The 16,004-nt window shown below is 64.4% G+C and carries 17 protein-coding genes; 11 read left to right on the top strand and 6 right to left on the bottom strand.

All coding sequences use genetic code 11. The features are described 5' to 3' along the window. Positions 1-8: 8 nt before the first annotated feature. Together X743_RS160860 and X743_RS160865 are read right to left on the bottom strand one after the other, a co-directional pair. On the bottom strand, positions 9-1,655 hold the full coding sequence (locus X743_RS160860; protein ID WP_023764722.1) for an acetolactate synthase large subunit: 1,647 nt from the start codon (positions 1,653-1,655) through the stop codon (positions 9-11). Between the two features lie 115 nt (positions 1,656-1,770). Next, positions 1,771-2,673, bottom strand: a complete 903-nt coding sequence (locus tag X743_RS160865; protein ID WP_023764721.1) for a LysR family transcriptional regulator — start codon at positions 2,671-2,673, stop codon at positions 1,771-1,773. A 102-nt stretch (positions 2,674-2,775) separates the two neighbouring features. Between X743_RS160865 and X743_RS160870 the strand changes: the two genes are divergently transcribed. The 3 genes from X743_RS160870 to X743_RS160880 all read left to right on the top strand — a co-directional run bounded on the left by X743_RS160870 (position 2,776) and on the right by X743_RS160880 (position 5,301). Next, on the top strand, positions 2,776-3,765 hold the full coding sequence (locus X743_RS160870) for a zinc-dependent alcohol dehydrogenase family protein (RefSeq protein ID WP_023764720.1): 990 nt from the start codon (positions 2,776-2,778) through the stop codon (positions 3,763-3,765). Positions 3,766-3,959: 194 nt separating this feature from the next. Next, a complete protein-coding gene (locus X743_RS160875; RefSeq protein ID WP_023764719.1) occupies positions 3,960-4,247 on the top strand; it encodes a zf-TFIIB domain-containing protein in 288 nt (95 codons plus the stop codon). A gap of 73 nt (positions 4,248-4,320) precedes the next feature. After that, on the top strand, positions 4,321-5,301 hold the full coding sequence (locus X743_RS160880) for a Tim44 domain-containing protein (protein ID WP_023764718.1): 981 nt from the start codon (positions 4,321-4,323) through the stop codon (positions 5,299-5,301). A gap of 47 nt (positions 5,302-5,348) precedes the next feature. On the opposite strand, the gene X743_RS1000000173895 is transcribed toward X743_RS160880, so the two are convergent. Both X743_RS1000000173895 and X743_RS01000000168765 read right to left on the bottom strand, forming a co-directional pair. Further along, on the bottom strand, positions 5,349-5,477 hold the full coding sequence (locus X743_RS1000000173895; RefSeq protein ID WP_280801282.1) for a beta-propeller fold lactonase family protein: 129 nt from the start codon (positions 5,475-5,477) through the stop codon (positions 5,349-5,351). Between the two features lie 17 nt (positions 5,478-5,494). Then, positions 5,495-6,520, bottom strand: a complete 1,026-nt coding sequence (locus tag X743_RS01000000168765; RefSeq protein WP_280801280.1) for a lactonase family protein — start codon at positions 6,518-6,520, stop codon at positions 5,495-5,497. 200 nt (positions 6,521-6,720) lie between these two features. On the opposite strand from X743_RS01000000168765, the gene X743_RS160885 reads away from it, so the two are divergent. The 8 genes from X743_RS160885 (at position 6,721) to X743_RS160920 (ending at position 14,290) form a co-directional block, all read left to right on the top strand. After that, positions 6,721-7,272, top strand: a complete 552-nt coding sequence (locus X743_RS160885) for a MaoC family dehydratase (RefSeq protein ID WP_023764717.1) — start codon at positions 6,721-6,723, stop codon at positions 7,270-7,272. A 2-nt stretch (positions 7,273-7,274) separates the two neighbouring features. Further along, positions 7,275-8,435, top strand: a complete 1,161-nt coding sequence (locus tag X743_RS160890; protein ID WP_023764716.1) for a CaiB/BaiF CoA-transferase family protein — start codon at positions 7,275-7,277, stop codon at positions 8,433-8,435. Positions 8,436-8,467: 32 nt separating this feature from the next. Beyond that, positions 8,468-9,613: an extracellular solute-binding protein gene (locus X743_RS160895; RefSeq protein WP_031257551.1), complete on the top strand. Its 1,146-nt coding sequence runs from the start codon at positions 8,468-8,470 to the stop codon at positions 9,611-9,613. Between the two features lie 26 nt (positions 9,614-9,639). After that, the gene (locus X743_RS160900; RefSeq protein WP_023764714.1) at positions 9,640-10,827 is read left to right on the top strand and encodes an ABC transporter substrate-binding protein; all 1,188 of its coding nucleotides are present in this window, start codon (positions 9,640-9,642) and stop codon (positions 10,825-10,827) included. A 72-nt stretch (positions 10,828-10,899) separates the two neighbouring features. Then, positions 10,900-11,637, top strand: coding sequence for an ATP-binding cassette domain-containing protein (locus tag X743_RS160905; protein ID WP_023764713.1), 738 nt, complete (start codon positions 10,900-10,902; stop codon positions 11,635-11,637). After that, positions 11,630-12,370: an ATP-binding cassette domain-containing protein gene (locus X743_RS160910; protein ID WP_023764712.1), complete on the top strand. Its 741-nt coding sequence runs from the start codon at positions 11,630-11,632 to the stop codon at positions 12,368-12,370. Before X743_RS160905 ends, X743_RS160910 begins: the two co-directional genes overlap by 8 nt. Further along, positions 12,367-13,317 carry an ABC transporter permease gene (locus tag X743_RS160915; protein ID WP_023764711.1) on the top strand — a complete coding sequence of 317 codons (951 nt, stop codon included), beginning with the start codon at positions 12,367-12,369 and terminating at the stop codon, positions 13,315-13,317. Before X743_RS160910 ends, X743_RS160915 begins: the two co-directional genes overlap by 4 nt. A gap of 1 nt (position 13,318) precedes the next feature. Further along, positions 13,319-14,290 (top strand): ABC transporter permease, encoded by a 972-nt coding sequence (locus tag X743_RS160920; protein ID WP_023764710.1) that lies wholly within the window; start codon positions 13,319-13,321, stop codon positions 14,288-14,290. Between the two features lie 7 nt (positions 14,291-14,297). On the opposite strand, the gene X743_RS160925 is transcribed toward X743_RS160920, so the two are convergent. Next, the gene (locus tag X743_RS160925; protein WP_023764709.1) at positions 14,298-15,137 is read right to left on the bottom strand and encodes an amidohydrolase; all 840 of its coding nucleotides are present in this window, start codon (positions 15,135-15,137) and stop codon (positions 14,298-14,300) included. 66 nt (positions 15,138-15,203) lie between these two features. Then, on the bottom strand, positions 15,204-15,989 hold the full coding sequence (locus X743_RS160930) for an IclR family transcriptional regulator (RefSeq protein WP_013896938.1): 786 nt from the start codon (positions 15,987-15,989) through the stop codon (positions 15,204-15,206). Positions 15,990-16,004: the final 15 nt, after the last annotated feature.

Below are 16,004 nucleotides of genomic sequence, written 5' to 3'. Positions count from 1 at the left end.
TGCCGCCCTCAGGTCGCCTGCGGCGCCGGCAGCCGCTCGCGCAATTCGTCGACAAGCACCCTGGTGTTTTCGGAATAATCGATGGGCACGACGACGAGATGCACGCCGCCGCCGGTGAAGGCCCGTTCCAGCGCCGGCTGCAAGTCGGCGATCTCGCCAACCCTGGTCCCCCTGGCGCCATAGGCCTCGGCGTATCTGACGAAGTCGGGATTGCCGAAGGTCATGCCGAAATCCGGAAACTCGTCGACCGCCTGCTTCCAGCGGATCATGCCATAGGCGTGGTCTTCAAGCAGCAGGACCACGAGGTTGAGCTTGAGCCTGACGGCGGTCTCCAGTTCCTGGCTGTTCATCATGAAGCCGCCGTCGCCGCAGATGGCCATGACACGGCGCCTGGGATAGAGCAGTGCCGCCATCATCGCCGACGGCAGGCCGGCTCCCATGGTGGCGAGCGCATTGTCGAGCAGCAGCGTGTTTGCCATGCGCGTGCGGTAGTTGCGCGCGAACCAGATCTTGTACATGCCGTTGTCGAGGGCGAGTATCCCGTCCGCCGGCATGACGGCGCGGACATCGTGCACGATGCGTTGCGGCGTGAAGCGATCTTCGGTGGCGCGCGCGGCGATCCGGCTCAAAATGCCTTCGCGCAACGGCAACAGGGCCTGCGCATTGGGGATCTTGCCCTCGATGCGATCGGCCAGCAGTGCCAGCGAAGGGCCGAGGTCGCCGACGATCTCGGCTTGCGGGAAATAGACCTGTTCGACGTCGGCGGTTTGATAGCCGACATGAATGACCTTCGGTCCCTTGGCGCCCATGATGAAAGGCGGCTTCTCGACCGTGTCGTGGCCGATGGTGATGATCAGATCGGCCTGTTCGATGGCCTCGTGCACATAGTCGCGCTCCGAAAGGGCTGCCGTTCCCATGTAGAGTTCGGTGCCGCCGGGCACGGTGCCCTTGCCCATCTGCGTGGTGAAATAGGGAATTTGGGTGCGCAGCACGAACTGGGCGACGTCAGGGGTCACGCGCGGCCGCGACGCCGCCGCACCGAACATCAGCAGCGGACGCTTGGCCTCCATGATCATGCGGGCGGCTCGATCAAGCGCGGTGGCGCTGGCCAGAGGCAGCTCGACCGGGTGCGTCGGCACGAGTGCTACCGGCTCGCATTGCGCAGCGGCAATGTCTTCCGGCAGTTCCAGATGCACGGGGCCGGGACGCTCCTCCTGTGCGACACGGAAGGCTTCGCGCACCAGCGAAGGGATCATCTTCGGCGAGACGATCTGGCGCGACAGCTTGGTCAGCGGCTTCATCGCCGCGACGATATCGACGATCTGGAAGCGCGCCTGCCGCGATGACAGGATGCCCTTCTGGCCGGTGATCATGATCATCGGCATCGCGCCGAGCAGCGCATAGGCCGAGCCGGTCGTCAGGTTGAGCGCGCCCGGGCCGAGCGTGGTGATGCACACGCCTGCCTTGCCGGTGAGCCTGCCATAGGTGGCGGCCATGAAGGCGGCCGCCTGCTCGTGGCGGGTCAGGACCAGCTGGATCGACGAGCGCCGGATCGATTCGACGATGTCGAGATTTTCCTCGCCCGGAATGCCGAAGATCCGGTCGACCCCTTCATTCTCGAGCGCCGCCACGAACAGATCCGAACCTTTGGTCAACTGTCTCTCCCACGATGCGTAGATTCCGCCAGCCATCTTCATATGGCAGGGAAAGCGGCGCCGCAAAGGCCGGAAGTGCGCATTGGCTCCAGGAAAAGCCAACCGCGACGGGCGATCACGCCATCAATTTCGGCAAGGCGGCCGCCAGCGCGTCGACGGCCAGCCGCACTTTGAGCGGCAGATGCGGCGTCTGCAGCCAAAGGGCATGGCAGTCGTAGAGATGGCGCGGCTGGTCCGGCAACAGCACCGCCAGCGCGCCGGCCCGGATGCGCTCGCGAACCAGCCACCAAGGCAGCCAGGCAATCCCCATGCCATCGACCGCGGCATCGGCGATGGCGTCTAGGTCGTCGAGCCGCAATCGGCCGGTTGGCATGATCTCCTGAAGGGGCTGCCCTTCGCGCGCAAACAGCCACGGCTGAACGACCTGGCCGAGCCGGCGATAAACAATCGACTGATGATCAGCGAGATCCTCGATCCCTCGTGGTTCGCCATGAATTCCGAGATAGGAGGGCGCTGCGCAGACGACCATGCCTTGGCGTGCGACGCGCCGCGCGATCACGCCGGCCTTGTCGTCCAATTCGCCGGTCCTGATGGCAAGGTCGTAGCCATCCTCGGCAAGGTCGGCGAAGCGGTCGCTTAAGGACAGATCGAGTTCCAGCATCGGATATTGCCGCGCCAGTTGCAGCAGCACGGGCGTCACGCAGTGACGACCGAAATGCGCCGGCATGGTGACGCGCAGTTTTCCCCTAGGTTCCGAAAGCTGGTCGGCTGCGAGCGCATCGGCGGCTTCGGCCTCCGCCAGCACTACCCGGCAGCGCTCATAGTAGGCGCGGCCGAAATCGGTCAGGCTCTGGCGGCGCGTGGTGCGGTTGATGAGGCGCACGCCGAGGCGCTCCTCGAGAAAGCGGACGTGCTTGCCGACCATCGGTCCGGACAGATCGAGCGCGACGGCAGCAGCAGCGAAAGAGCCGAGGTCGACGGCCCTAACGAAGACAGCCATGCTTTCGAGCCGATCCATATTCGGAACTCCTGGTTTCTACTGCTTTATCTGCACCGCCATTTATCCGCGAGAGCGTTCCCTGCATAGCTCATTCGGTTCAAATGATTTGGAGTATCCCGAATGGCACGTGTTGTCCGCTTCCACCAGCATGGCGGTCCCGAGGTACTGCGCATCGAGGATGTCGACCTTCCCGCTCCGGGCCCGAGCGAGGTGCAGATCCGCGTCAAGGCGCTGGGCCTTAACCGCGCCGAGGCATTGCTGCGTGCGGGAACCTATATCGAGACACCGGCCCTGCCCTCCGGACTTGGCCTGGAAGCGGCAGGCGTCGTCGAGGCGGTGGGCGAGGGCGTCGCGGATTTCGCAACGGGCGATGCCGTCAGCATCATCCCGCCGCAATCGATGGTTCGCTGGCCGGCCTATGGCGAACTGGTCACATATCCCGCCGCGCTCGTCGTCAAACACCCTCCATCGCTCGACTGGCAAGCGGCAGCATCCGTCTGGATGCAGTATCTCACCGCCTACGGCGCACTGATCGACATCGCCAGGCTACGCGGTGGAGATGTCGTCGTCATCACGGCGTCGTCGAGCAGTGTCGGACTTGCCGCGATCCAGATCGCCAACAGTGTCGGCGCGACGGCGATCGCGGTGACGCGGACATCGGCGAAGAAGCAAGCCTTGCTCGACGCCGGGGCGGCTGCCGTCGTGGTCCTGGCAGAGGCGGACCTGGAGGCCCGGCTGAAGGAAATCGCCGGACCGCCAGGCGTCCGCGTTGTGTTGGATGCGGTCGGCGGCCCGATCTTCGAGCCGCTGACGGCCGCGATGTCGAAGGGCGGCATTCTCATCGAATATGGCGGCCTCAGCCGCGAGCCGACACCGTTCCCGTTGGCTGTCGTCCTGGGCAAGACACTGACGCTGCGCGGCTACCTCGTCCACGAGATCACCGGCTACCCGGCCAAGCTGGAAGCAGCCAAAGCGTTCATCCTGGAAGGACTTGAGGCCGGCACGCTGAGGCCGATCATCGATAGGATCTTTGCCTTCGACCAGATTGTCGAGGCGCATCGCTATCTCGAGTCGAACGAGCAGTTCGGCAAGATCGTGGTGACGGTCTGAGCCTTGGGATGCGAACAAATCATCCTTGCGGCCGATATCGCTCTTGAAGGCGCGGCTCTGCCTTCCTAATTGTCTCGTGCGGGCCGGGCCCCTCTGACGATCGCTTCTGGTGATTGTGATGTCGGACCGCTTTAACGGGCCCGTTTCCATCCTTTTCGGTCAAGCGGGCTCATCCTTCTGGTTTGGAGCCCCATATGACATCTTCCCTTCTTGGTTTGGTCTGCCCCTCCTGCCGCGTCGCGCTCACAATGAGCGAACGCCAGGGTATCGAGATCGATTACTGTCCGCAGTGCCGCGGCGTCTGGCTTGATCGAGGCGAACTCGACAAGATCATCGAGCGGTCAGGCAGAGAGGCGTCGCCCGCGCCGCAGCCGGCGCCATTCTCCCAGCCACAACATGGCCGTGACGACGATTACTCCCGCTCGCAGGGCTACCGCTATCCGAAGCGGAAGAAATCGTTCTTCGAAGAATTGTTCGATTGAGGCATGGCGCCGCTCGCTACCGGGCCGTCATTTGCTGAAAATCTCAAAAACCACATCGATAAGGTCCATCCCGATGATTTCGCGCACAAGCCGATTTGCCGCCCTCTTTGCAGGACTGTTCCTGGCGTTCTCCATGGTCGCGATCGATCATGCCGAGGCCCGTCGCGGCGGCAGTTTCGGCAGCCGTGGCATGCGTACGTTCCAATCCGCGCCGCCGACAAGGACCGCACCGGCGCCGACCGCCCCGGTCGAGCGGTCGATGACACCCAACACCGGTGTGAACTCTGCCGCCCGGCAGCCGCAGGCGGGCCTGCAGAGGCCCGGCTTCATGAGCGGCTTCGGTGGAACGATGATGCGCGGCCTGCTGATCGGCGGCCTGATCGGGCTGCTCCTGGGCCAAGGCTTCGGCGGCCTTGCCGGCATGTTCGGCTTCCTGCTGCAGGCCGTGCTTATCGGCGGCGCGATCATGCTGGCCATCAGGTTCTTCCGGTCGCAATCCGCGCGTGGTCCTGCGCTCGCCGGTGCCGGCAATGCCCAGGCTTCGCGGTTTGAGAACCGCGCTACGTCACCGCAGCAATCGGCAGGCTCTTTCACAATCCCCGGCTTCGGCGGCGGTTCGGGCGGTGGCTCTCCGGCCGGCGGCTCCGACGAGATCACGCTGGCGCAGAGCGACCTCGACGCATTCCAGCAGCTGTTGACCGATGTCCAGGAAGCATTCGGACGCGAAGACCATGCCGCCCTGCGCCGGGCGACGACCCCCGAGATGGTGTCCTATCTATCCGAAGAGTTGGCCGACAATGCCCAGAAAGGTCTCAGGAACGAGGTATCGGACATCACCTTGCTGCAGGCCGACATCGCGGAAAGCTGGCGTGAGGACGACCGCGACTACGCCACGGCCGCATTGCGCTACGAGTCTCGTGACGTGATGCGCGAACGGGCCAGCGGCAAGGTCGTCGAGGGCGACGATGACCACCCGACGGAGACGACCGAATTGTGGACATTCATGCGCGAGAACGGCTCGAACTGGAAGCTCTCGGCCATCCAACAGGCCTGAGCCCCGGTCAGTCTTGTCCCAGGCTTCGAGGCGTCGTTGCGAGCGGTTCAGCGCACGATCTTGACGCACATCGGCGTGCCGATCCCGATGGCACGTCCGGTGTCGGCCAGCATGCCGCTGTCGGCATCGCGGGCGAAGATCGAGATGCGGTCGCCATTCTGATTGGCCGAGAACAGATGACCGCCTGACGGCGTCAGCGCCAGGTTGCGCGGCGTGGNATGCGGTCGCCATTCTGATTGGCCGAGAACAGATGACCGCCTGACGGCGTCAGCGCCAGGTTGCGCGGCGTGGCACCGCCGCAGGGGACATAGCCGACGAGGCTCAGTGCCCCGGTCTGCTGGTCGACCGCCATGATGACGACGCTGTCGTGACCACGGTTGGAGCCGTAGAGAAAGCGGCCGTCCGGCGAGATCTGGATATCGGCGCAGTGGTTGCTGTCGCGCGCCTCGGCCGGCACCGCCGGTTTGGCGTCGACGATGGAGAGTTTCCCGTGAGCTCCGTCCAGCGCCATCGATACGATGGTCGAATCCAGCTCGTTCATGACGAAGACGAAACGACCGTTCGGATGGAGCGCGAGATGGCGTGGGCCGGCGCCCGGTGTCAGTGCGGACTCGGCAAGCTTGCTCAGGCTTCCATTCCGTTCGATGCGATATGAGACGAGCCGATCGATGCCGAGATCTGCGACGATAGCCGTTCCGCCGGCAATGGTCTCGGTGATGCTGTGGGCATGCGACCGTTCCTGCCGTGCCGCATTCGGGCCGGTTCCATTATGCGAGACACTGGCCAGCGGCGGCGTCAATGCGCCATCCTTGTCGAAACCATACACGGCAACAGCGCGATCCGGGCCGCCCTCGCCCATGCCGTAATTGGCGACCAGCAGCTTCGTGCCGTCGCGGGTGATGGTGTTGTGGGCGGTGATGCTGCCCAGGGATGGCTGCTTGTTTAGGTAGGTGAGCGTGCTCGAGCCACGATCGAAGCCGTAGGCGGAGACGGTTCCCTCGCGCCAGGTGAAAACCTCCGAATTGGCGTAGATCCGCGTGCCATCCGGCGTCACCGACAGGAAAGTCGGATTGTCGACGTCATTGGTTTCGGCCAGTTTTCTGGTTTCCAGCGTTTTCTCATCGAAGCTGTAGACGCTGAGGCCGACGCCGCGCGCGCCCTGAAAATAGGGGGCTTCCCGGTTCAGGCTGCCGACAAAGACCAGACGGGTGTTGCTCATGATTTCCTCCCCTGCCCGCCAGCGCTCGAGCGCCGCGGGACCGGCCAAAATTTCGCCTGTTCACGCTTGCAACGCAACCCCATATGTGAAAATACTATTTACAAAAGAAGATTGACGGGAGGAGACGTCGTGCATCCCTGCGCCTCGATGCGTGTTCGAACGGTTGCGCGAAGGCTCCTGCGAGACCGCCGGAGCCAGCCATGAACGACTTCGCGCCTACCGTTGGCGTCGCCTCGACGCACCCCAAGAACATGCCAGCCGATCACGCCGCGCTGCCGGTGTGGAACGCCGAGAACTGGTTCTACGAGGATTGGCCGGTCGGCCAGAAGATCCGCTCGTTGCGGCGCACGATGGCGGAAGGCGACAGCCACCTTTTCAACACGCTGGTGCTCGACATCCACCCCTATGTACAGGACCAGATGTTTGCCGAGGACGAAGGCATTTTCGGCAAGCGGCTGATCGCCGGCGCCTTCGTCTTTTCGGCTGGCCTCGGACTGGTCGCCACCAACTGCGTCAACGCCTTTTCCTATGGCTACGACAAGCTTCGCTTCATAAAGCCTGTCTTCATTGGCGACACGATCTATTCGATCCGCTCCAATCTCGACAAGAAGCCCCGCTACAAGGAGATGGGACTGATCCGCGCCAGCTACGAGGTGTTCAAGGGCGAAGGCGAGCTCGTTCTCTATTGCGAGCACCTGCAGACGGTGAAGTACCGCAACCCTGCCGATTTCGTTGGCAAGACGGAGAAATAACAATGCCGGCTTTGGCCGAATTGCCGCTTGCCGGTCTCGTCGTCGTCGACATGAGCCAGTTCCTGTCCGGGCCCTATTGCTCGCTCAGGCTGCTCGATCTCGGCGCCCGCGTCATCAAGATCGAGCGCCCGGATGGCGGCGACCTGTCGCGCCGGCTCTATCTCAGCGATACCGAGATCGGCGGCGATTCCACTATCTTCCATGCCATCAACCGGGCCAAGGAAAGCCTCGCCATCGACCTCAAGAACGAGGCCGACCTGAAGGTGCTGCGCGGGCTGCTGGCCCAGGCCGACGTGCTGATTCAGAATTTTCGGCCGGGCGTCATCGAGCGGCTCGGCTTCGACTACGAAGCCGTCCGCAAGATCAATCCGCGGCTCGTCTACGCCTCGATCAGCGGCTATGGCGAAGAAGGACCATGGGTCAAGCGGCCCGGCCAGGACCTGCTGGCGCAGTCACGCTCCGGAGTGATGTGGCTGAACGGCGACGAAGACCAGGGACCCGTGCCGTTCGGCCTTGCCATCGGCGACATGCTGGCGGGCGCGGCCTGCGCGCAAGGCATTTTGGCGGCACTTGTGCGGCGCGGCATTACCGGTCAAGGCAGCCATATCGAGACCAGCCTTTTGGAAGCGCTGGTCGATTTCCAGTTCGAGGTGCTGACCACGCATCTCAATGACGGTCGCCGCCTGCCGCGCCGCTCCAGCTTCCGCAGCGCGCATGCCTATCTGTCGGCGCCTTACGGCGTCTATCCGGCCAAGGACGGCTATCTCGCCATCGCCATGACGCCGATCCCGAAACTCGCCGACCTGCTATCGCTCGATGAGCTGGCGCCCTATCGCGACAAACCGGCATCGTGGTTCACCGCGCGTGACGACATCAAGGCGATCATCGCGCAAAGGATCGCCACCAAGACCATCGATGAATGGCTTGATATCCTCGAGCCCGCCGACATCTGGTGCGCCAAGGTGCTGACCTGGCCGGAAATGCTGGCCAGCGAAGGGTTCCAGTCGCTCGACATGCTGCAGACGGTGACGCGCGAAGACGATGTCTCGATCCTCACCACCAGTTCGCCGCTCAGGGTCGATGGCATCAGGGCCAAGGTCGATCGAGCGGCACCGCGCATCGGCGAGCATAGTGCCGCAATCCGCCGGGAGTTCGGCCTGTGACCACGCTCACTCTGGTGCCCACCCTCAGGGGCATGACCTGGAGCCATCCGCGCGGCTACGACCCGATGGTCGCCTGCTCTGCTCTCTGGCAGCAGAAGACCGGTGTCGCCATCGAATGGGACAAGCGCTCGCTCCAGGATTTCGAGTCCTTCCCGGTCGAGGAACTGGCGCGCGCCTATGATTTGATCGTCATCGACCACCCGCATGTCGGCCAGATCACGGCGGAGCGTTGCCTCGCGCCGCTGGATGTCGCCGGCCGTGAGGCCGAGCGCGCCGCGCTAGCCTCGGGCAGCGTCGGCCAATCCTATCCGAGCTACAACTGGCAAGGACGGCAATGGGCATTCCCGATCGATGCGGCCAGCCAAGTTTTGGCCTGGCGACCAGATGCAATGGAGACACCGCCAACGCGCTGGGGTGAGGTGCTCGATCTCGCCCGGCAAGGCCGCGTGCTGCTGCCGCTGCGCCCACCCCATGTGCTGATGGTGTTCTATACGCTGGCTGGCAATCTTGGACATTCCTGCGCGACCGATCCATCCCGCGATCTTATCGGCATCGAGACCGGCAGCGAAGTCTTCGAGGCGATGCGCGAGATCGCGGCACTGGTCGACCCCGCTCGCTTCGAGATGGATCCGATCGCCGTTTCGGAGCGCATGGCGGAGGCCGGTTCCCGCATCGTCTGCGCACCGCTGATCTACGGCTACGTCTCTTATGCGGTGGCGGGCTTTCGCGCGCACCGGCTGGCTTTCGCCGACATTCCGGCTATCGGCTCCAACGGCCCGATCGGTTCGGCGCTCGGCGGCACCGGCATAGCGGTGTCGGCCTTTTCCAAAGCCAGGGATGCCGCGATCGACTTCGCCTATTGGATCGCCAGCGGCGATGTCCAGCGCGGTCCCTATGCCGCCGCCGGCGGACAGCCCGGCCATGCCGCCGCCTGGGAGGACCGGACGGTCAACGCGGCGGCCGGCAATTTCTATCGCGATACGCGCGCGACGCTGGAAGGCTCATGGGTACGGCCGCGCCATGACGGCTACATGGCGTTCCAGCAGGCGGCGTCCGAACGCATCCTTTCCGGCATGAGTTCAGGGCACAAGGCCGCCCAGGTCGTTGCCGATCTCAATCGCCTGTTCCGGGAGAGTTCCCTGGCGCAGGTGTCCGGCGCTGCCGGTGGAGGAGCTTGAAACGAAACCGAACGGAGGAGATCGAGATGACAAGAATGATAAGCGGCCTTTTGGCCGCAACCGCATTTGTATCCATCACAACAATTGCCTATGCGCAGGATGCGCAAGGCGTCATTGGCGGGCTGCCGACCGAACTCAAGGCGCAGTATGACGGCGCGCCGCAGAAGGTGCTGCCTTCGGCTTGGGACAATTTCACCCCGCCGTCGAAGCCGTGGAAGTGGTGCCACTCGGAATCCTACCAGGGCAATCCCTGGCGGGTGACGGTGACCAAGGAGTTGAAGCGGCTCGTCGACGGGCTGATCGCCGACGGCACGGTGTCGAGCTTCGAGGTTTCCGATTCCAACAACGACGCCAGCCAGCAAATCAACCAGATCCGCGCCTTCATCGACAAGAAGTGCTCGATCATCACCTCGATTCCGGGCTCCGCCACCGCACTCGACGACGCCATCGACGCAGCCGCCAAGGCCGGCATTCCGTTCATCACCGCCGCTGGTTCGGTGACCAGTCCGAACGCGATCAATGTCGATTCCAACTATGCGCGCTGGGGCTACGACATGATGACGGCGATCGGCAAGGCGCAGCCGGACGGCGCCAGCATCCTGCTCGTCGAAGGCATTGCCGGTCACCCGATCGTGGTCCAGGAACGCCAAGGCGCGGACAAGGCGCTGGCGGAAAATCCGAAGCTGAAGATTTCGCGCACCGTCAACGGCAACTGGACGGCCAACGTCACCAAGACCGTGGTGCTTCAGGCGATCGCCACCAATCCGGCGCCGATCGATGCTGTGTGGACGACCGGCAGCGAAAGCCGCGTCGTTGCCGAGGCCTTCGCCGAAGCCGGCCGCCCGGCGCCATTGATCACCGGCTCGATCACAGGTGACGCGCTGGGCTACTGGAAGGCCAACCCTGACAAATACCGCTTCGAAGGCCATGCGGTGCTGCCGCATTGGACCGCCGAGACGTTGTTTCGCGTCGGCGAGCGCATGCTCGAGGGCCAGAAGCCGAAGCTGAACACGCTGCTGATCCCGATCCCGCCGGTCCATAACGCCGACCTCGGCCAATGGTACAAGGACTGCATGACGACCGATGCCGTCTCGATCTTTCCGATACCGCCGAACGACCCGATGCCGGAGGAATGGCTCGACGCCTATTTCTCGAACCCGGCGCCGACCAAGGGCTGGGATTATTCGAAGGTACCAGATGCCTGCGCAAAGTGACGCCGGCGACAGGTAAAATTTCAGCGAGCCGGCTCCTTTCGGGGAGCCGGCTTGCCAGCTTCGAAACATGGCATGCTTGAGATCACCAACATATCCAAACGCTATGGCGAGACGATCGCGCTCGCCGACGCTTCGATCGCGTTCCGGGCGGGGACCATCCACACCATCCTGGGCGAGAATGGTTCGGGCAAGAGCACTATGGTCAAGCTCCTGTCCGGCATCGTCCAGCCGGACAGTGGTGCCATCCTGCTGCAGGGCAAACCGTTCTATGGTGCCAATCCCTCGGCCTTCCAGGCGCAAGGGTTTGCCACGGTGTTCCAGGAGGTGCTGATCGCGCCCGATCGCAGCGCGGCCGACAACATCCTGCTCGGCCTCGACGGCCTGCTGCGACGCACCGTGCCTCGCAACGAACGCCGCGACAGGGCGGCAGCGGCGCTCAAGCGCTTCGCCGTCACCGACGTGCCCCTCGACAGGCCCGCCGGCCTGTTGCCGCTCGCCGCGCAGCAACTGGTCGTTCTCGCCCGCGCGATCGTGCGCAATCCAAAAATCCTGATCCTCGACGAAGTCACCGCGGCGCTCGACTTCGCCGATCGCGAATCCGTCTTTTCGCTGATGCGCGCGCTGGCCGGCGAAGGCTGCCTCATCCTGTTCATCACGCACCGCATGGACGAGGTGATGTCGCTTTCGGATCGCATCTCGATCCTGCGCGGCGGCAGCGTGGTGCGCACCGAGGAACGTGGTGCCTCGACCCCGGCGGAATTGCTGAAGGCGATGGCGCCACGCACGGCAGCGGAGCTGGCGCATGGTTGATCGCGCCGTTCCAGGCCTGGCCGTCCGCGAGCTCGTCATCGCGCCAGGCGCCAGCGCCATAACGCAAACCATCGCTCCGGGCGAGATCGTCGGCCTTGCCGGCCTCGACGGGCACGGTCAGGAGCTGTTCCTCAAGATGCTCGCCGGCTTGGCGCCGCCACTTGGCGGCTCGATCGAGATGGGCGCATCCCGCAAGATCACCGGCTTTCGCAAGGCGGTCGCCAGCGGCGTTGCCTATCTGCCGCGCGACCGGCGTGCGAACGGGATTTTCCCGACGCAGTCCGTGCTCGACAATTTCGCCGTCTCGACACTGTCGCGCGACACGCGCCTGGGCCTGATCAGTCCGGCTGCGCGCAAGGCCCGCTACGATCTCTACCGCGAGAAGCTGTCGATCGTCGCGCCCCGGCCCGATGCGCCGATCACCACACTGTCGGGCGGCAACCAGCAGAAGGTGCTTTTGGCGCGGGCGCTGGCGCTGGAGCCTGCGATGCTGCTTCTCAACGATCCGACGCGCGGCGTCGACGTGGCCACAAGGCATGTTCTATACGATGTCTTTCGCGGGCTGGCCGCGGACGGCATGGGGCTCGTCATCCTGTCCAGCGAAATCGAGGAGATTCTTCTCCTGTGCCAGCGCGTGCTGGTGTTTCGCGAAAATGAAGTCGCGGCGGAAATTGCCGGCGATGCGCTGACCACGGACAGCGTGATATCAGCCATGTTCGGACGCGCGGCATGAACTTTTTGACGCACCTCCTGTCGCTTGGGCGAAATGTCGGCTTCGCGGTCGTGCTGCTGGTCGTCCTGCTCGCGGTCAATCTTATCCTCAGCCCGGGGCGGTTCCAGCCGGGGTCGTGGGGCGCGCTGGTCGGACTGGCCGCGCCCTTGATCGGAGCGGCGATTGCGTCGGCCCCGGTGATCCTCGCCGGCCGTGGCGGCATCGACATTTCGGTCGGGCCGCTGATGGGCTTCGTCAACGCCATGGCGATCCAGGTGCTTTTCCTGAAAGCCGGCATCTCCTCGCCCCTGGTGCTCGTACCAGCGGCTTTGCTCATCGGCGCGCTGATCGGCGCGGCGAACGGCTTTCTGGCGACAATCGTGCGCATCCAGCCGATCGTCGCCACGCTCGGCACCTACCTCATCCTCACCGGCATCACGCTGACGATCCTGCCGGCGCCGATCGGTCCCGCGCCGGCCTGGCTCAAGGCGCTGTCCGGTCCGCTGTCGATGCTGCCGCTGGCGGCGATGTTCATCGCCTGGTGGCTGGTGCGGCGCACCCCTTACTACGACCAGTTGATGGCGGTCGGCAGCGATGACCGTGCCGCCTATACCGCCGGTGTGGATGTCACCCGCGTCCGCTTCATCGCCTATGTGATGACCGGCATCTTCGGCGGATGCGCGGGGCTGATGCTGACAGCGCTGATCGGTTCGGCCGACCCCAACATAGGACCGACCTACACGCTGATCGCCATCGCCGCCGTCGCGCTCGGCGGCGTCAGCCTGGCCGGTGGCCGTGGCGGCGTGGCAGGAGCCGCGATCGGCGCGATCGACATCTTCCTGCTGCAGAGCGTGCTGACGACTTTCAACGTCTCGACCTTCGTGCTGCAGATCGCCTATGGCGCCATATTGGTGCTGGCGGTGATGCTGACCGCGCTGCAGGAACGTCTTGCCATGAGGGGGCGCTGACATGGCTGCCAAGCGAAACCTGTTCGCGACGACCAATGCCCGCGTCGTCGGCGCCTTCTGCATCGCCGCCCTTCTGCACCTTGCCGGCGCAGTCCTCATTCCCGGTTACTCTTCGCCGTTTGCCGTGCGCGCCATGCTGGTGCTCGCTTCGCTGCTTGCCGTCGCCTCGATCGGCCAGACGCTGGTCGTCATTATGGGCGGCATCGACCTGTCCATTCCCTTCGTCATCGGCTTTGCCAATGTCGTGGCCGCACAGCTCTACGGCGATGGCTGGAACTTCTTTCTCGTCTGCGGCCTTGTCGGCGTGCTGGCACTTCTCATCGGCGGGCTGAACGGGCTGATCTCGCGCAGCCTCGACATCCAGCCGCTCATCGTCACGCTCGGCATCGGCATGGTCGTGCAGGGGCTGGTGCTGTTGTGGACAGCCGGCTTCCCCTCCGGCTCGGCACCGCAAGCGGTTTCCAGCTTCGTGTCGATCGGCGGATCGGCCGGGCCGCTGCCGGTGCCATGGCTGGTGCCCAGTCTCATCGTTCTGGCAGCGCTCGTCGTGCTGGTGCTGGAACGGACGCCCTATGGGCGCCGGCTCTATGCGCTTGGCAGCAATCCCGGCGCCGCACCGCTGGCGCTGATCGACCCGGTCCGCATGTGGGTCATCACCTATGCGGCGAGCGCCTTCTTCGCCGCCGTGGCCGGCGTGCTGCTGCTCGGCTTCACCGGCTCGGCCTATGGCGATGTCGGCCAGCCCTATTTGTTCCAGACCATCGCCGCGGTCGTCGTCGGCGGCGCGGCATTGGTCGGCGGGCGCGGCAGCTATCTCGGCACGATCGCCGGCGTGCTGGTGCTGACCGAGATCAACACGCTGCTGATCGGCCTCGGCTTCCAGCCGTCGGCGGTGCAGGCGGCCCTGGGCCTCATCATCGTGCTACTGGTCTCGCTTTACGGCCGCGAGCGGCACGTCTCGACGACCATCTGACGGGTTGCTAGGCGAGCCGCCAGAGCTTGCGGGCATTCGCGGACAACAGCCTGTCGCGTTCCGAAATGCTGCAACCTGCAAGCAGTGCATGGGTCGCAGCCACCCAGGTCGAGAGGCCGCCGCCAAGCGTGCAGACCGGCCAGTCGCTGCCCCAGACGACACGGTCCCAGCCGAAGGCAGCGATTGTGTGCTCGACATAGGGCCGCAGCGTCTTGACGGTCCAGTTGCCGGGATCGGCATAGGCGACAACACCGGAAATCTTGGCGATGACGTTCGGCCGCCGCGCGATCTCGCTCATATGTTCGCGCCATGGATGCTCGGCTCCGCCCTTGATGTCGGGCACGCCGCAATGGTCGAGGACGAACTGGACATCCGGCGCCAGGTCGGCCAGCGCGATCGCCTTGGGAATCTGGTGCGGCAGCACCACGAGGTCGAAGGTCAGGCCGGTGCCGCCAAGCCGCTTGATGTTGTCTCGGAACAGCGGGCCTTCCGACAGCTCATCCGGCACGACATGGAGGACGCGGCGAAAGCCCTTGACGAAAGGATTCGCCCGCTGGCGTTCGAGATAGGCCGCAAAGCCGGTCTCTTCCGGCCGGCAGGAGGCGATCGCTCCAGCGAGCATGCTGCCTGGTTGGCGCGACAGAACTTCGACGCGGGCGGTCTCGGCCTCGATGTCGGCCGGATCGACATCGACCTCCATATGCAGCACGCGCTCGACGCCGACACGCTGCGCTTCCCCGGCATACTCCCCGTAGGAGAAATCGCGGTCGAGCGCTGGCACGCCGGCAAGCCAGGGATAGCGCAGCACCGAGCGATCGATGAGGTGCAGATGGGTGTCGACGATCATGGCCAAGTTCCTCCCTTCAAGCTTTTTCAGATCATCTCACGGAGGAATTCTTCATTCAAATAAGAATTACGCCGCTGCGCCAACAGCCGATCCGGCCAGGCGTGACAACCTTTCGGCCATGGCCAACAACAGTTCGATGGTCCTGGTAATGTCGGGCGCGGAGGGCGCGTTGACGACGGTGATGTAAGGAATCGACAGCGCCGCGATCGCCCTGCCGTCGGAACTGCGCACAGGCGCCGAAAGGTTGAAGACGCCGGCGGTCTGCATCGAGGCCATCATCTCGTAGCCGCGGTCGCGAATCTGGTCGAGACGGGTGAAGAACTCGGCCGGCTGCGCCATCTTGTCTGTGCTGCGGACATGTTCGGAGATCATCATCTGGCGTTCTTCCTCCGAGCGGAAAGCCAGCAGCACATGCCCCGAGCCGGTGTCGAACAGGCTGATGTGGGACCCCACCCGGATCGAGATGCCCCAGTAGTTCGGGGCCTCCTGCTGGGCGATCACGACGGCGGAACCGCGATCAAAAACAACGAGTTGGTTAGCCTGTTGCGACGTTTCGGCGAGTTCACGCATCAGCGGCGTGGCGTATGAAACGAGCCGTCGCACCGGAGCATGCAGTTGCGCCAGGCCAAACAGCTTCAGTGTCAGCGAATAGCGGTCGCCGTCCAGTCGCGTGACATAGCCGCGCCGCACCAGCCGATCCAGCATGCGGTAGAATTCGTTGGGGCTGCGCTCGAGTTTCTTGGCGATTTCGGCTTGCGTCAGGCCGCCGTCGACGCCGGCCAGCAGTTCGAGGATGTCGAGCCCCTTGTCGAGCGCCGGCGCGCGATAGCGCTCGTCCTCGCTGTCATCCATGGCTCATCCCTCCAG

This window comes from Mesorhizobium sp. LNHC232B00 (assembly GCF_000502435.1).
GTDB lineage: Bacteria > Pseudomonadota > Alphaproteobacteria > Rhizobiales > Rhizobiaceae > Mesorhizobium > Mesorhizobium opportunistum.
Note: the sequence above shows the minus strand (reverse complement) of the source record. Positions and strands in the feature narration are given on the sequence as shown.

Bases quoted from the DNA above. Each gene is read 5' to 3' on its own strand.
- X743_RS160865 (WP_023764721.1), bottom strand. From the start codon at position 2,673: ATGGATCGGCTCGAAAGCATGGCTGTCTTCGTTAGGGCCGTCGACCTC.
- X743_RS160870 (WP_023764720.1), top strand. From the start codon at position 2,776: ATGGCACGTGTTGTCCGCTTCCACCAGCATGGCGGTCCCGAGGTACTG.
- X743_RS160875 (WP_023764719.1), top strand. From the start codon at position 3,960: ATGACATCTTCCCTTCTTGGTTTGGTCTGCCCCTCCTGCCGCGTCGCG.
- X743_RS160880 (WP_023764718.1), top strand. From the start codon at position 4,321: ATGATTTCGCGCACAAGCCGATTTGCCGCCCTCTTTGCAGGACTGTTC.
- X743_RS160885 (WP_023764717.1), top strand. From the start codon at position 6,721: ATGAACGACTTCGCGCCTACCGTTGGCGTCGCCTCGACGCACCCCAAG.
- X743_RS160890 (WP_023764716.1), top strand. From the start codon at position 7,275: ATGCCGGCTTTGGCCGAATTGCCGCTTGCCGGTCTCGTCGTCGTCGAC.
- X743_RS160895 (WP_031257551.1), top strand. From the start codon at position 8,468: ATGACCTGGAGCCATCCGCGCGGCTACGACCCGATGGTCGCCTGCTCT.
- X743_RS160900 (WP_023764714.1), top strand. From the start codon at position 9,640: ATGACAAGAATGATAAGCGGCCTTTTGGCCGCAACCGCATTTGTATCC.
- X743_RS160905 (WP_023764713.1), top strand. From the start codon at position 10,900: ATGCTTGAGATCACCAACATATCCAAACGCTATGGCGAGACGATCGCG.
- X743_RS160910 (WP_023764712.1), top strand. From the start codon at position 11,630: ATGGTTGATCGCGCCGTTCCAGGCCTGGCCGTCCGCGAGCTCGTCATC.
- X743_RS160915 (WP_023764711.1), top strand. From the start codon at position 12,367: ATGAACTTTTTGACGCACCTCCTGTCGCTTGGGCGAAATGTCGGCTTC.
- X743_RS160920 (WP_023764710.1), top strand. From the start codon at position 13,319: ATGGCTGCCAAGCGAAACCTGTTCGCGACGACCAATGCCCGCGTCGTC.
- X743_RS160925 (WP_023764709.1), bottom strand. From the start codon at position 15,137: ATGATCGTCGACACCCATCTGCACCTCATCGATCGCTCGGTGCTGCGC.
- X743_RS160930 (WP_013896938.1), bottom strand. From the start codon at position 15,989: ATGGATGACAGCGAGGACGAGCGCTATCGCGCGCCGGCGCTCGACAAG.